Source organism: Bordetella tumulicola (assembly GCF_054779135.1).
In genome coordinates this window covers 24,588-38,358 of record NZ_BAAGYU010000011.1, presented here as the reverse complement: position 1 = coordinate 38,358, position 13,771 = coordinate 24,588, and the positions used below count along the sequence as shown (strand labels likewise).

11 protein-coding genes are annotated in these 13,771 nt (G+C 60.5%); 5 read left to right on the top strand and 6 right to left on the bottom strand.

Annotation, left to right across the window (positions count from 1 at the left end; translation table 11 throughout):
• Window positions 1-43 precede the first annotated feature (43 nt).
• Window positions 44-1,711 carry an AMP-binding protein gene (locus ACYVDM_RS22350; protein WP_415789729.1) on the bottom strand — a complete coding sequence of 556 codons (1,668 nt, stop codon included), beginning with the start codon at window positions 1,709-1,711 and terminating at the stop codon, window positions 44-46.
• Between the two features lie 88 nt (window positions 1,712-1,799).
• On the opposite strand from ACYVDM_RS22350, the gene ACYVDM_RS22345 reads away from it, so the two are divergent.
• Window positions 1,800-2,996 carry a M20 aminoacylase family protein gene (locus ACYVDM_RS22345; RefSeq protein ID WP_415789727.1) on the top strand — a complete coding sequence of 399 codons (1,197 nt, stop codon included), beginning with the start codon at window positions 1,800-1,802 and terminating at the stop codon, window positions 2,994-2,996.
• An 84-nt stretch (window positions 2,997-3,080) separates the two neighbouring features.
• On the opposite strand, the gene ACYVDM_RS22340 is transcribed toward ACYVDM_RS22345, so the two are convergent.
• Window positions 3,081-3,974, bottom strand: a complete 894-nt coding sequence (locus ACYVDM_RS22340) for a LysR family transcriptional regulator (protein ID WP_415789725.1) — start codon at window positions 3,972-3,974, stop codon at window positions 3,081-3,083.
• A gap of 139 nt (window positions 3,975-4,113) precedes the next feature.
• On the opposite strand from ACYVDM_RS22340, the gene ACYVDM_RS22335 reads away from it, so the two are divergent.
• From ACYVDM_RS22335 to mgtE, 3 genes are all read left to right on the top strand, one after another.
• Window positions 4,114-5,133, top strand: a complete 1,020-nt coding sequence (locus tag ACYVDM_RS22335; protein WP_415790314.1) for a YeiH family protein — start codon at window positions 4,114-4,116, stop codon at window positions 5,131-5,133.
• Window positions 5,134-5,252: 119 nt separating this feature from the next.
• A complete protein-coding gene (locus ACYVDM_RS22330; RefSeq protein ID WP_415789723.1) occupies window positions 5,253-5,660 on the top strand; it encodes an acyl-CoA thioesterase in 408 nt (135 codons plus the stop codon).
• An 8-nt stretch (window positions 5,661-5,668) separates the two neighbouring features.
• On the top strand, window positions 5,669-7,141 hold the full coding sequence (gene mgtE, locus ACYVDM_RS22325; protein ID WP_415789721.1) for a magnesium transporter: 1,473 nt from the start codon (window positions 5,669-5,671) through the stop codon (window positions 7,139-7,141).
• Between the two features lie 15 nt (window positions 7,142-7,156).
• Here mgtE and ACYVDM_RS22320 read toward each other — a convergent pair whose 3' ends face one another.
• The 4 genes from ACYVDM_RS22320 to ACYVDM_RS22305 form a co-directional block, all read right to left on the bottom strand.
• On the bottom strand, window positions 7,157-8,419 hold the full coding sequence (locus ACYVDM_RS22320; protein WP_415789719.1) for a D-amino acid dehydrogenase: 1,263 nt from the start codon (window positions 8,417-8,419) through the stop codon (window positions 7,157-7,159).
• A 75-nt stretch (window positions 8,420-8,494) separates the two neighbouring features.
• Window positions 8,495-9,211: a VOC family protein gene (locus ACYVDM_RS22315; protein ID WP_415789716.1), complete on the bottom strand. Its 717-nt coding sequence runs from the start codon at window positions 9,209-9,211 to the stop codon at window positions 8,495-8,497.
• 54 nt (window positions 9,212-9,265) lie between these two features.
• Window positions 9,266-12,013: a preprotein translocase subunit SecA gene (gene secA, locus ACYVDM_RS22310; protein WP_415789714.1), complete on the bottom strand. Its 2,748-nt coding sequence runs from the start codon at window positions 12,011-12,013 to the stop codon at window positions 9,266-9,268.
• Between the two features lie 176 nt (window positions 12,014-12,189).
• Window positions 12,190-13,236: a M23 family metallopeptidase gene (locus tag ACYVDM_RS22305; protein WP_415790312.1), complete on the bottom strand. Its 1,047-nt coding sequence runs from the start codon at window positions 13,234-13,236 to the stop codon at window positions 12,190-12,192.
• A 42-nt stretch (window positions 13,237-13,278) separates the two neighbouring features.
• Between ACYVDM_RS22305 and ACYVDM_RS22300 the strand changes: the two genes are divergently transcribed.
• Window positions 13,279-13,767 (top strand): DciA family protein, encoded by a 489-nt coding sequence (locus ACYVDM_RS22300; protein ID WP_415789712.1) that lies wholly within the window; start codon window positions 13,279-13,281, stop codon window positions 13,765-13,767.
• Window positions 13,768-13,771: the final 4 nt, after the last annotated feature.

Genomic DNA, 13,771 nt, shown 5'->3' with positions numbered 1-13,771 from the left:
GCAGGCGTCGCGGATTCGCGACGCCTGCCGCCCCTAGCCCGACCTATTCCGGTCGTAATTCGCGCCGCAAAATCTTGCCCACATTGCTCTTGGGCAACTCGTCACGAAACTCGACGCTGTGCGGGCGCTTATAGCCCGTGAGTTTTTCCCGGCACCAATCAATCAACTGTTGTTCCGTCAACGCTTGGTCTTTCTTGACCACGAATGCTTTGACGGCTTCGCCGGAGTGTTCGTCAGGCACCCCCACCACGGCGCACTCGAGTACGCCGGGGTGTGATGCAATCACCGCCTCGACTTCGTTCGGATAGACCTTGAAGCCGGATACTGCAATCATGTCTTTCTTGCGATCGACGATACGGGTGTAGCCCTGCTCATCCATGATGCCGATATCGCCGGTGCGAAAAAATCCGTCCTCGGTCATGCTCTGACGTGTTTCGTCGGGCTTTTGCCAATAACCCAACATGACTTGTGGGCCACGGATGCATACTTCGCCACGTTCGCCCATAGGAACGGGGTTGCCGGCGTCATCCAAAATCGCCACGTCCGTCGACGGCAGCGGCAAACCAATGGAACCCGAGTAGGCCGTCGTATCGGTAGGATTCACCGTCGCCACTGGCGAGGTTTCCGACAGGCCATACCCCTCGACCAAAGGATGTCCGGTGATTTCCAGCCAGCGCTCGGCCACGTGGCGCTGCACGGCCATGCCGCCGCCCAGCGTCAAACGCAGCCCCGAGAAATCCAGCCGGGCAAAATCCGCGTTATTGGCCAAAGCGTTGAACAAGGTGTTCACGCCCGGGAAAATATTGATCCCCGTCTTGCGCCACGTGGCAATCAAAGTGGGCTGGTCGCGCGGATTGATGATCAGCACATTACGCATGCCAGCGTACATGCCGAACAGGCCGTTCACCGTCATGGCAAACACGTGATACAGAGGCAATGCGCTAATGATCGTGAGCTGCGTATCATGGACATCACCCAGCGCGGGACGAGCGACGGCTTCGAGCTGCAGCACGTTGGCAATCAGATTGCCATGCGACAACATGGCGCCCTTGGGAACACCGGTCGTGCCCCCCGTGTACTGCAACACCGCCACATCATCGTGCCCCAATGTCGGCGGCGTGAAAGACTTCGCCGTCCCTTGTGACAACACCTGCGGCAAGCGGTGCGCGCCATCGATATGCCAGGCGGGGATCATGCGCTTGACGTAACGAACCACGAAATTGACCAAAGGTGCTTTCAATCCGCCCAACAGATCGCCCGGACCGGTGACCACTACATGCCGCAACGCCCCGCGATCGCCTACAGCTTGCAGTGTGTGTGCGAAATTTTCCAGAATGACAATGACCTCGGCGCCACTGTCGAGTAGCTGCCGCTCCAGTTCCTCGGATTTATATAGGGGATTGACATTGACCACCACGTGGCCTGCGCGCAAGGTTCCCAACATGCAAACCAGATAGGCCGGCACGTTGGGCATCATCAACGCCACGCGCGCACCTTTTTCCAGGCCCAGGCTTTGTAACCAGCCCGCAAACCCGCGCGCCTGACGGTCGAGCTCCGCATAGGTGATATCGGCCCCCATGGCCGTGCACGCGACGCGCGAAGCATGCTTGTGGCAGGCCTGGTCCAGCAGAGCAGGCAACGACGCATAGGGCTCAATGGATATCTCTTCAGGAACGCCAGCGGGGTAGTGGGCAAGCCAGGGACGCGACATAATGAGTCTCCATACGTGGTATCTGTTATGAGGTATTTTGCTTGATAATACCTTCGTTGCCCTTGGCTTAACTCAATTGAGACATCCGATGAACTTGTTAGAACCCATCGTTGCATGGCAGCAAGACATTGCCCGCATCCGGCGCGATATCCATGCGCACCCGGAGTTATGTTTCGAAGAATTCCGCACATCAGACGTGGTGGCGGCCCGTCTTGAGGAGTGGGGCATTGACATCGACCGCGGGCTTGGCGGCACCGGCGTCGTGGGCGTTATCCGCGGTAACATTGACAGCCCCCGCACGGTCGGCCTGCGTGCCGACATGGATGCGCTGCCCATGCAAGAGGCCAATACCTTTGAGCATGCCAGCCAGAATGCCGGCAAGATGCACGCCTGCGGCCACGATGGCCACACGGCCATGCTGTTGGCGGCGGCGCGTTATCTGTCGCAACACCGCGATTTCGCGGGCACGGTGTACGTGATTTTTCAACCCGCCGAAGAAGGCGGTGGTGGCGCCAAGCGCATGATCGATGACGGCCTGTTTACCCGTTTTCCCATGGAAGCGGTGTTCGGCATGCACAACTGGCCCGGCATGCAGGTGGGGCAATTCGGCCTGACGGCCGGCCCCATTATGGCGTCGAGCAACGAATTCATCATCACTATCGAAGGCAAGGGCACCCACGCGGGCATGCCTCATCTGGGGGTGGACCCCGTGATGACGGCGGTGCAGTTGGCCCAGTCGCTGCAGACCATCATTACCCGCAATCGCAATCCCCTGGATGCCGCAGTGCTCAGCATCACGCAGATCCATACGGGTAGCGCCGACAATGTGGTGCCGAACGTCGCGACGATGCGAGGCACCGTCCGTACCTTTACGTACGAAACGCTGGATCTGATCGAGCGGCGCATGAATGAGATTGCCCAGCATACGTGTGCCGCGCTGGATTGCAAAGCAACCGTCGAGTTTCATCGCAACTATCCGCCGACGATCAACCATCCCGACGAGTCTGCATTCTGTGCGGACGTCTTGCGTGGCATCGTAGGCGCCGACAGTGTCAATGATCACGTCCAGCCCACCATGGGCGCCGAAGATTTTGCGTTCATGCTGCAAGCAGTCCCTGGCTGCTACGTCTGGATCGGCAACGGCGATGGCACACACCGTGCAGCGGGACACGGCATGGGTCCCTGCATGTTGCATAACGGCAGCTACGACTTCAATGATGAATTGTTGCCGTTGGGGGCCACCTATTGGGTAGAACTGGCGCACCAATGGCTGGCGCGGCCCTAGCGCCCCATCACCCCCTGAGGACTGACGCCGCCGGGTTCGCGGTGCACGATGCGTGCATCGCCCGGCGCGACCGCAGTATGGGCACTAATCGTGCTTTGACGGCTGCAATGCCAGACAGGCCTGCAGAAAGCGTTGTGCGGCCCGTCCCGACGCCTGCGCATGTGGCACCAGGATACTGAGAGTGCGCGTCAGCGGCTGCGGCGCCAGCCTGATGACGGCCAACGTACCGTCTTCGTGTCGCATCGACATCCTCGATACAAAACTAATCCCCAGGCCGGCACGCACCGCCTGTTTCACGCCCTCGACGCCTGCCAATTCCAATCCCACTGCGGGCGCCAGCCCCGCATTGGCGAACGCGCGCTCCACCAATTGCCGTACACCGGATCCCGGCTCACGCATGATCAGCGAATACGCCGCCAACTCATGTGCGTGGGCCACGCCCGTCTGTGCCAGCGGATGATCGGATCTCGCAATCGCCACCACCTCGTCCTGCTGCCAACGATGAACTTCCGTATCACCCGGCAATCCCGTCGGCACCTCGCCCTCGATAAAGGCCAAATCCAGCGTAGGCAGGCGCTCGACAATCTGGCTGGTATTTCCATCGGACAGATGCAGACTGATCGACGGCAACTGCCGGCGAAACTCGGCCACCAACCCAGGTAACAAATAGCTGGCTGGCGTCGTGCTCGCTCCCAGACGCAGTACGCCCGTCTCCAGCCCGCTCCAGGCGTCACGTACAGCTTGGGCCTGCATGTAAACCTGCCGTAACTGACGGGCCTGCTCCGCCAGACTCTCGCCCGCGGTGGTCAACACCACGCCGTGCCCCCTGCGTCGATACAAGGGCTCGCCAAACCAGTCTTGCAGCAAGCGCAACTGTCCTGACACGGCAGGTTGCGAGAGATGCAATAGCGCGGCCGCACGGCTGATATTGCCAGCGTCAGCCACGTAGGCAAACGTCAGCAGTTGTTCTGGTGTCATGATAGATAAACCAATTATCGTATTTGCAGATATTAAATATAAAAATTAAAGATTTTTCAAATAACTTGAACCGATTTAATATTTCTTTTAGTTATTTAATTATTCCGGAACTGCTGTGTCGTCTTCTACCGCCCTGCCCATGCCCACCCCCTGGCGCGACAGGCTAAATGGGGTTTTATTTGTCGCGTTAATGACCGTCGCGGTGATGCAGCTAACGAGCCTGCCTCCCATCCAGAAACTGGGGTTTTCGCCGCTGATCATCGGTATTGTGTGCGGCATGTTGTACGGCAATTTCCTGCGTGGCACGATGCCCGTCGATTGGGCAACCGGGGTGAATTTCACGGCCCGCCGCCTGCTGCGCATCGCGGTGGCGTTTTACGGCCTGAATATTAGTATTCAGCAGATCGCTGCCATCGGTTTGCCGGGACTGGCAGTCTCTGTTGCCGTCGTGGTGGGCACCCTGGTGATTGGCACCACCGTCGGCCAGCGCCTGCTCGGCCTGGACCGCGATACGGCCATGCTCACGGCCGCCGGCAGCGGCATCTGCGGCGCCGCCGCTGTGCTGGCGTTCGAACCCACGCTTCGCGCCGCCCCGCACAAGAGTGCCGTGGCCGTGGCTACGGTAGTGCTATTCGGCACCCTGTCCATGTTCTTGTACCCCGTGGCCTATCAGGCAGGATGGCTGCCATTGACCACACAGGAATTGGGGCTCTACATCGGCGGCACCATCCACGAAGTCGCTCAGGTCGTCGGCGCGGCCAGCAATATCGACCCGGCCACCACCGAAGTGGCCACCATCGTCAAAATGACGCGAGTCGCCCTGCTGGTGCCCGTGCTGTTGATATTGGGTCTCTGGCTTCGTCGCGCCGCAGCGCCCACGGAACCGGGCCAGGCCAAAGCCCGCCTGCCCATCCCCTGGTTTGCCGTAGGCTTTCTGGCATTGGCCATCGTCAACTCGGTAGGCGTTCTCCCGCCCGATGTCATCACCGCGATCCGTCGCCTGGATGTCTTTGTCTTGACGATGGCCATGACGGCGCTCGGCATCGAAACGCGGTTCAGCCAGATACGCCAGGCGGGTCCCAAGGTCATGCTATTGGGCCTGATTCTGTATGTGTGGCTGGTGTTCGGCGGCTACGGAATCGTCAAGCTCGCCATGTAAATTTGCGTCACGACAACAGAAAGGCAGCCAGGGACAAATTTTCCACAGAGTGCAGCCGCATGGAGTCGCGTTTTCCTGCATAATCGGCCCGTTTTCATCCAGGATTGGAGGCCGGACCCATGTCTAGCATCAAAAGTCCCCCCAGCGCCCTCCCTGCCGGCCGGGACCCCGTCCTCCGGGTCATGCCCATGCCCTCCGACGCCAACATTCATGGCGACGTTTTTGGCGGGTGGATCATGGCCCAAGTCGATGTTGCGGGCTCCATCCCCGCGGCACGTCGCGCCGCAGGCCGTGTCGCGACAGTCGCGGTCAACGCCTTTCAATTCAAGCAACCCGTCTTTGTGGGTGATTTGCTCAGTTTCTACACGACCATCGTCAAGACCGGTACGACTTCGGTTACCGTATCGGTTGAAGTCTTTGCCGAGCGCAACCGCATGGACGCGGAGGTCGTCAAAGTCACCGAGGCCGTTCTGACCTACGTCGCTACTGACGAAGCCCGGCGCAGTCGCCCCCTGCCCTCTTTGTAATCTGAACTATGACGCAGCCTGCCGCCGCGACCAAGCCGCCCGCGACGCCCCGCCGCCTGGATCCCGAAGACGCCCAGCACGCGCTGGCCGAGGTCCAGGAGCGCCTGCGCCGGCAGCAATTAGTCGAAGTACTCGTCCATCGCCAGGAGCAAGGCGACAGTAAAGCCTCGCTGGTCGAAGACCTGGTGCATCGCCAGCACGAAGCCGAGCTCAAAACGCTTGTCGATGCCCTGCATCCGGCCGACATCGCGTTCATCCTGGAGTCCCTGCCCAAGGACGAACGTCAGTCCGTCTGGCACCTGGTCAGCCCGGAGCATGATGCCGACGTGCTGCTCGAGGTCGAGGACTGGGTCCGCGAATCGCTCATCGAAACCATGGACCGCCAGGACCTGGTGGCCGCGACCGGCAGCATGGATGCCGACGAGCTGGCCGACCTGGCACCGGATCTGCCGCCCGATGTGGTGGCCGAAGTCCAGAAAGGCCTGACCGAAGAAGAGCGCGCGCAGTTGCTCGAGGCCATGGGCTACCCCGAAGACAGCGTGGGCGCCATCATGGACTTCGAGATGGTGCGCGTACGCGAAGACGTCACGCTCGAGGTCGTGCTGCGATATCTGCGTCGCCTGCACGAACTGCCCGATCATACCGACCAGATATTCGTGGTTGATCGACAGGACAAACTACTGGGAATCCTGCCCCTGTCGCGCTTGTTGGTCAGCGAACCCGAGACCGACGTGAGCACGGTCATGAGCACGGATTTCCTGACGCTCAACCCACTCGACTCCGATGCGGACGCGGCAGGCGCCTTTGAGCGCTACGATCTGGTGTCTGCGCCCGTCATGGACGACCAGGGCCGCCTGATTGGCCGGGTCACCATCGCCGACGTGGTCGACGTGATGCGCGAAGACTCGCAAGAGCAAGCCCTGTCGCGCGCGGGGATGCAAGAAGAAGACATCTTTGCCCCGGTCGCCATGGCCTTGCGCAACCGCGCACCTTGGCTGCTGTTCAACCTGTGTACGGCCGCGACGGCATCGTTCGTGGCCTCGCGATTCGAAGACACAGTCAGCCATATCGTGATCCTGGCGTTCTTGATGTCAATTGTCGCAGGCATTGGCGGCAACTCGGGCAATCAGACCATGACCATGATCATCCGTGCACTGGCCATGGGCCGCATTACCGGACGCAATCTCTGGCAATTGGTCAAACGCGAAATGCTGGTCACGCTGCTGGTCGGCCTGTGCGGCAGCTTGGTCGCTGCGCTGTTTGCCTGGGCGATCTCCGACTCTATCGCCATCGCCATCGTGATGATGGCCTCGATGATCTGCAACATGCTCGTCGGCACGTCGTTCGGCGTCATGGTGCCCATGCTACGGGCGCGCTTTGGCAAAGACCCCGCCATTGGCTCGTCGGTGTTGCTGACATTCGCGACCGACTCGCTCGGTTTCTTTATTTTCCTGGGATTGGCGACGATCTTTCTGCTGTAAGGCGCCCGTCGCGACTCAGGCGTAACGATCTGCCGTCAGACCTTCCAGATCAACCTCAGGCGGGCGGCCCGACACGATATCAGCGACGATCTTCCCAGTGCCGCACGCCTGCGTCCACCCGTTCGATCCGTGTCCACAGTTCAAGTAGAGATTGGCGTAATGGGTCTTGCCCAGGATCGCCGGGCCATCTGGCGTCATTGGGCGCAGGCCCGCCCAGGCCTGCGCATCGTCAATGCCGACGCCCTCGGGAAACCACTCCCGCACCACCTTCTTTAAAAAGGCCACACGACCGGGGTCCACCGCGAGGCTATAGCCTTTTAGTTCGGCCATACCTGCCGCTCGCACCCGGCCACCCAAGCGCGAAATCATGACCTTGTTGTATTCGTCCATGAGCGCGGCCCGGGGGGCGCGGCCTGGATCGTCGACACGCGCCGTGATGGAATACCCCTTCAGTGGATAGATCGGCAACGAGAGCCCCAACGGACGCAGCAAGAACGGGGTTTGCTGCCCCAGGGCGACCACGTAAGCATCCGCGCTGATCAACGCCGCCTGGCCGTCGATTTGTACGCCCTGGATGCGATCTCCGGCTTTTACCAACGCGGTGATGGCCGTGCCGTAGCGAAACGCCACCCCCTGTTGCACCAAATACGCGGCCAATCCCGTCGCAAACTTGTGACTATCGCCCGAACCATCGCGCGGCAGGAACAAAGCGCCAGCAATCGGCGCACGAGACGCCGCCAGCGCGGGCTCCAGACGGCGGGCCTCGTCACCATCCAGCAAACGCCATGGCACCTCGAACTCGTCCAGCGCCCGCGTAATGCCCGCGACGACTTTCAGGTCGGACTGATGGCGAAAGAGCTGCAGGGTGCCATCTTGGTGATAGTCGAACTCGATGGGCAATCCCGAATCCGCCAGGGACTGCAAGCAGGCGCTGCTGAAATGCGCCACGCGCTGCATGCGCAGCTTGTTCGCCCGAAAACGCTCGGCATTGCAGTTTCCGATCCAGCGCGCCAGCCAGATCAGTTTGCGGGGATTAGGCGAAAGGGAAAACCGGATCGGCGCCTCGCGCTGCAAGGCCATTTTCAGGACCTTGCCTATCATGCCCGGTGCGGCCCAAGGGCCCGCAAAACTGGGGCACAGGCCGCCCGCATTGCCAAAACTGGTCTCGAGCGCCGCGCCGCTTTGGCGATCCAACACCACCACTTGGTGGCCATCCCGCCACAAGTAATAGGCCGCCGCGACCCCGGCGACGCCTGCCCCCAGCACAGCCACTTTCATGCGTACTCTCCGCCACACATCCGCTTTATTTTTCAGGGGCGCGAATGCCGCCGCGCCAGGCCCCTGCATTGACCATTACACGCCAACGTCGAGCTCTCGTATTCCGTCTTTGTATTCTATGGCTAGCCGACCCAGGCGAGGCACGAGAGCCGTATCGTCGTGCACAACGTGCAATCGCAGATTGCCCAGCACGACGTCCCAGCCGGATGCGGATTCTTCGACTCGTGCGTCAGCTACCACACCCAGTCGCCATGCGACTTGTTGCACATCCGTCGTTAGTATTTCGATCTGATGGATACGCAACACCCCGTTGGGGTGCGCCATCAGTGATGGACGCCATACGCACTCGGGCGTCAGATGTTGGCAAAAATACATCCGGATGCCCGCAATGGGCTGCTCGGCAAAGCGCACCGTCTGAAAGCTCGCCTGCTTCTCGTGACCGTCGATCTGCACCGGACGGCTAAGCAGTTGTACCGGATTGACCTCGAAGCCCTCTTCGCGTAGACGTGCATACGTCGCGTCGGCGTCATAGGTACGAAATACGAGTGCCTCCAGCCCAAAGGGGGAGTCGGCGATCTCTTTGCGGGCCGGTGGCGCCCCAGGTGGCCAACCCAGCAGCTCCATGTACGTGCCGTCCAGTGGGATGAGACGATTGCACGAGCCCAGGTTGTGAACCGAGGTCTCACTCAATAAAAACCCCTGCCCCTCGAAATGCGGTGCGAGTGCATCAAGCCGATCGCGCACCATGATCACCGCATGATCGAATTCGGTCTCGTCAGAGGGATGTAACATGATAGCGCCTGCCTTAAAAAACAAAGGGGATGGCAATTTACCATCCCCCGTGTGTTAAGCCAGCTTGCCGTGGCAGTGCTTGTATTTTTTGCCACTCCCGCAAGGGCATGGGTCGTTGCGTCCGACCTTGGGCATGGCATTACGCACCGGCTGCTGTTCTGCTGCGTCTGGCGTCGCCGCATCCGCATTGGCCAGGGCCTCGTCGTAGTCGGAATGGTGATACTGCACATTCTCGACATGCGACTGATTGGTCTCGGCTTCGGCTTGCTCGACCTGCTCGGGCGACTGTACGCGCACCGTCAACAGGACACGCACCACATCATCACGGATGCGGTCGAGCATGCCCGAAAACAGTTCGAACGCCTCGCGCTTGTATTCCTGTTTGGGGTTCTTTTGCGCATAGCCACGCAAATGAATGCCCTGACGCAAGTGATCCAGCGCCGACAAGTGTTCGCGCCAATGCGTATCGATCGCCTGCAACATGATCGAACGCTCGAATTGGGCCCAGGGCTCTTCGCCAACCAGCGCGATCTTGCCGGCATAGATGCCACGAACCCCTTCGGTCACACGCGTCAGGATATCGTCATCCGTCAGGCTGGATTCTTTTTCCAGCATCTCGGTCAACGACAGTTCTACTTGCCAATCGGCAGCCAGTGCTTTTTCGAGGCCATTGACGTCCCATTGTTCTTCGACAGAATCGGCGGGAATGTACTGGCGCACCAGATCGGCGGCGGCGGCTTCGCTGAGGTTTTCAACGGAAGGCCGGATCGACGACGACTCAAGCACGTCGTTACGCTGCGCGTACAACACCTTGCGCTGATCGTTGGAGACGTCATCGTATTCGAGCAATTGCTTGCGAATATCGAAGTTGCGACCCTCGACCTTGCGCTGCGCGGTTTCGATGGAACGCGTCACCATGCCGGCTTCGATGGGCTCGCCTTCGGGGAGCTTGAGGCGCTCCATGATGCTGCGCACGCGATCACCCGCGAAAATCCGCATCAGCGGGTCTTCGAGCGACAGGTAAAAGCGCGACGAACCGGGATCGCCCTGACGGCCTGCCCGGCCACGCAACTGATTGTCGATACGGCGCGATTCGTGACGCTCGGTACCAATGATGCGCAATCCGCCGGCGGCCTTTACCTGCTCGTTGGCGGGTTTCCAGTCGGCGCGGATTTTTTCGACGCGGGCGTCTTTTTCCGTATCGGACAGTGTCTCGTCCGTCTGGATCAGGCCGATTTGCTTTTCGATGCTGCCACCAAGCACGATGTCGGTACCACGACCGGCCATGTTGGTCGCGATCGTGATGTGCCCGGGCATGCCGGCCTCGGCCACGATCTCGGCCTCACGGGCGTGCTGCTTGGCGTTCAGGACTTCGTGGGGCAGCTTGGCTTGTTGCAGCAACCCGGACAGCAGCTCGGAGTTTTCGATGCTGGTCGTACCCACCAGAACGGGCTGACCCCGTTCGTGGCAATCGCGAATGTCATTCAGGATTGCGTTGAATTTTTCTTGCGCGGTCTTGAAGACCTGGTCGTTTTGATCCTTGCGGATCATCGGCTTGTTGGTCGGAATGATGACGGTTTCCAGGCTGTAGATCTCCTGGAACTCGTAGGCCTCGGTATCGGCCGTCCCCGTCATGCCTGACAGCTTGCCGTACATGCGGAAGTAATTTTGGAACGTGATCGATGCCAGCGTCTGATTTTCGTGCTGGATCTTGACGCCCTCTTTGGCCTCGACGGCCTGATGCAGACCATCGGACCAACGACGGCCCACCATCAGGCGACCCGTGAACTCGTCAACGATGACGACCTCGCCGTCCTGCACGACATACTGCTGATCACGGAAGAACAGCGTGTTGGCGCGCAATGCAACCATCAAGTGGTGCATGAGCGAGATATGACGCGGGTCATACAGCGACTCGCCTTCGGGCAGCAAACCCTGCTGCGAGAGCAGGCGTTCGGCCGTTTCGTGTCCCTGTTCGGACAAGTAGACTTGCTGGGATTTTTCGTCGAGCCAGAAATCGCCCTCGGGCTCAGGCTCGTGCTGCTTGGGCTCGGATGCCATGCGCGTCAGCAACGGCGGCACGGCATTCATGCGAATGTAGAGTTCGGTATGGTCTTCGGCCTGGCCCGAGATGATCAGCGGGGTACGCGCCTCGTCGATCAGGATGGAGTCGACCTCGTCGACGATCGCGTAGGCCAACTGACGCTGGCGGCGATCTTCGACACGGTACTCCATGTTGTCGCGCAGGTAGTCGAAACCGAATTCGTTGTTGGTACCGTAGGTGATATCGGCAGCGTACGCGGCGATTTTCTCGTCGTTGGGCTGCTGCGGCACGACCACGCCGGTGCTCATACCCAGGAAACGATACAGGCGCCCCATCCATTCGGCATCACGACGGGCCAGGTAATCGTTGACCGTCACAACGTGCACGCCCTTGCCCGCAACCGCGTTCAAGTAGACCGGCAGCGTCGCCATCAGCGTCTTGCCTTCGCCAGTGCGCATTTCGGCGATCTTGCCGTTATGCAGGGCAATGCCGCCAAGCAATTGCACGTCGAAGTGGCGCATGCCAAAGACGCGCTTGCCGGCCTCGCGCACCACGGCGAAAGCCTCGGGCAGCAGATCGTCCAGCGACTCGCCCTGGGCGTGCCGGCTGCGGAACTCGTCGGTCTTGGCCGAGAGCTCTTCGTCGGAAAGCGCGACGATTTTGGATTCCAGTGCGTTGATCTGGGTAACCAGCTTGCGATACTGCTTAAGCAACCGGTCGTTGCGGCTACCTATGAGTTTTTTGAGCAGAGAAACCATGCGTGTCGTTGGCGGCGCCGACGGCCCCTGCCCTGTAAAGGCCAAGCCCCGCGCGGCGCGGATTGTTACGTGGTTGAGCGGAGTAATCCCGCTGGGAAACAATCGAGTTTAACGCACCTGAAGCCTATCGGCCCGCCCGGAGACAAAACGAGCCGCCGTCGCAGGGTGCGGACGTCTCAACGCGTCACGGAATGGCCGGTCGTCGTACTAGGAGCACGGGCCACGGCGTCGGACGACGGCCCTGCATCACCGCGCGTATGCAACACCCCGTCGGAGACCTGTGCCACTACAGGCGGCGTCGCACTGGGTGACTGCAGAAACAGGCGCGGATCGAGTGGTTGACCCGCCAAACGCACTTCGAAGTGCAAGTGAGGGCCGGTAGATTGGCCGGTGGAACCCACCTTGGCGATCTCTTGGCCACGGCTGACCAACTCGCCTGGTTTGACCAGTAATTTGGAGGCATGCGCGTAACGCGTGATCATGCCGTCGCCATGATCGATCTCGACGGCGTTGCCATAACCCGGCATATAGCGCGATTCCAGCACCACGCCCCCCGAGGCCGCCAGGATCGGCGTGCCGTTCGGCGCCGCGAAATCCAACCCCTCGTGCATGGCATAGCGATGGGTCACCGGATTGCGACGCCAGCCATAGGAGGAACTCAAAAAGGGATAGTCGCTGATCGGCATGCTCGACGGCAGACGGGCCTGGTCGGCCGAGCGACGCGTCAGTGTCACGTCCAGCATGCGGAGATTTTCGGTCTGCTGAATCAAACGGGATTGCAGCGCATCAAGCTGCCGCCCCAGTTCCTCGGCGGACGTCTGCTCGGGGGGCTGGCGATCGGTAAAGAGATTGTCCATGACCTCGTCGGCCTTTGCAGGTGTATTGAGCCCCGCCGCCAACTCGGGATCGGTGTAGGCTACGCCAGCCACCCGGGCCACACGCCGCCCTACGCCATCTATGCCCACCAATTTGGCCTGCAACTCGCCGACTTTAGCGGCCAGCAAACCTACGTTCTCCCGCAGGAACGCGGCATCGCGCTCTGGTTGGCTACCTGGGGAGAAAGATGCCCAGTCAACGGCATACGCCGGCGGCGCAACAGGAGTAAGGTAACGTTGTACAGTGGCGCCAATGAGCGCTGCCGTGGCTAACAAGGCGACCAGCATCAACCCAAGACGAAAGCCGCCCAGGACCGACTGTCCGGGCTGGCCCTCGCGGGCGTGCATAATGACTATTTTCAAAGTACCTAATCCTGTTACTGAGCTGGCATGAACAGACCTGCTTCAAACCGCTCTCGTTCGTCTAGCAGCCGGCGAGGTGAAACTCCGCTGAACTGGCTGGGTCACGATACACGCGGCGCTGGCGTACTGGCCACGGCGCGCGTGCATCTGCAAATACAACATGCGATCGCAGCCGTGTTGCCACCGGCGCTAGGCGCCGTTTGTGTCGTGGCAAAGCTGGAAACCCCCAGGCTGCAAGTCGCGGTACCTAGTGCGGCGCACGCGGCCAAACTGCGTCAGTTGGCCCCGCGGATTGCACAAGCACTCAATACCCAAGGTTGGAACCTTAACGAAATTGCGGTCAAGGTTCAAGCAGGGATGCCTCGTCCTGGTGCAAAAGCACCCCGTCCCCCAAAAGAAGCACAACCTCTGGGAGATACCGCCCTGGATGCGTTCGAGACATTACAGGGGAATTTGCGCCCCGGGCCACTGGCAGATGCCGTGGCCAAATTGCTGGCCCATCACAAGGACAAGTAGCGGG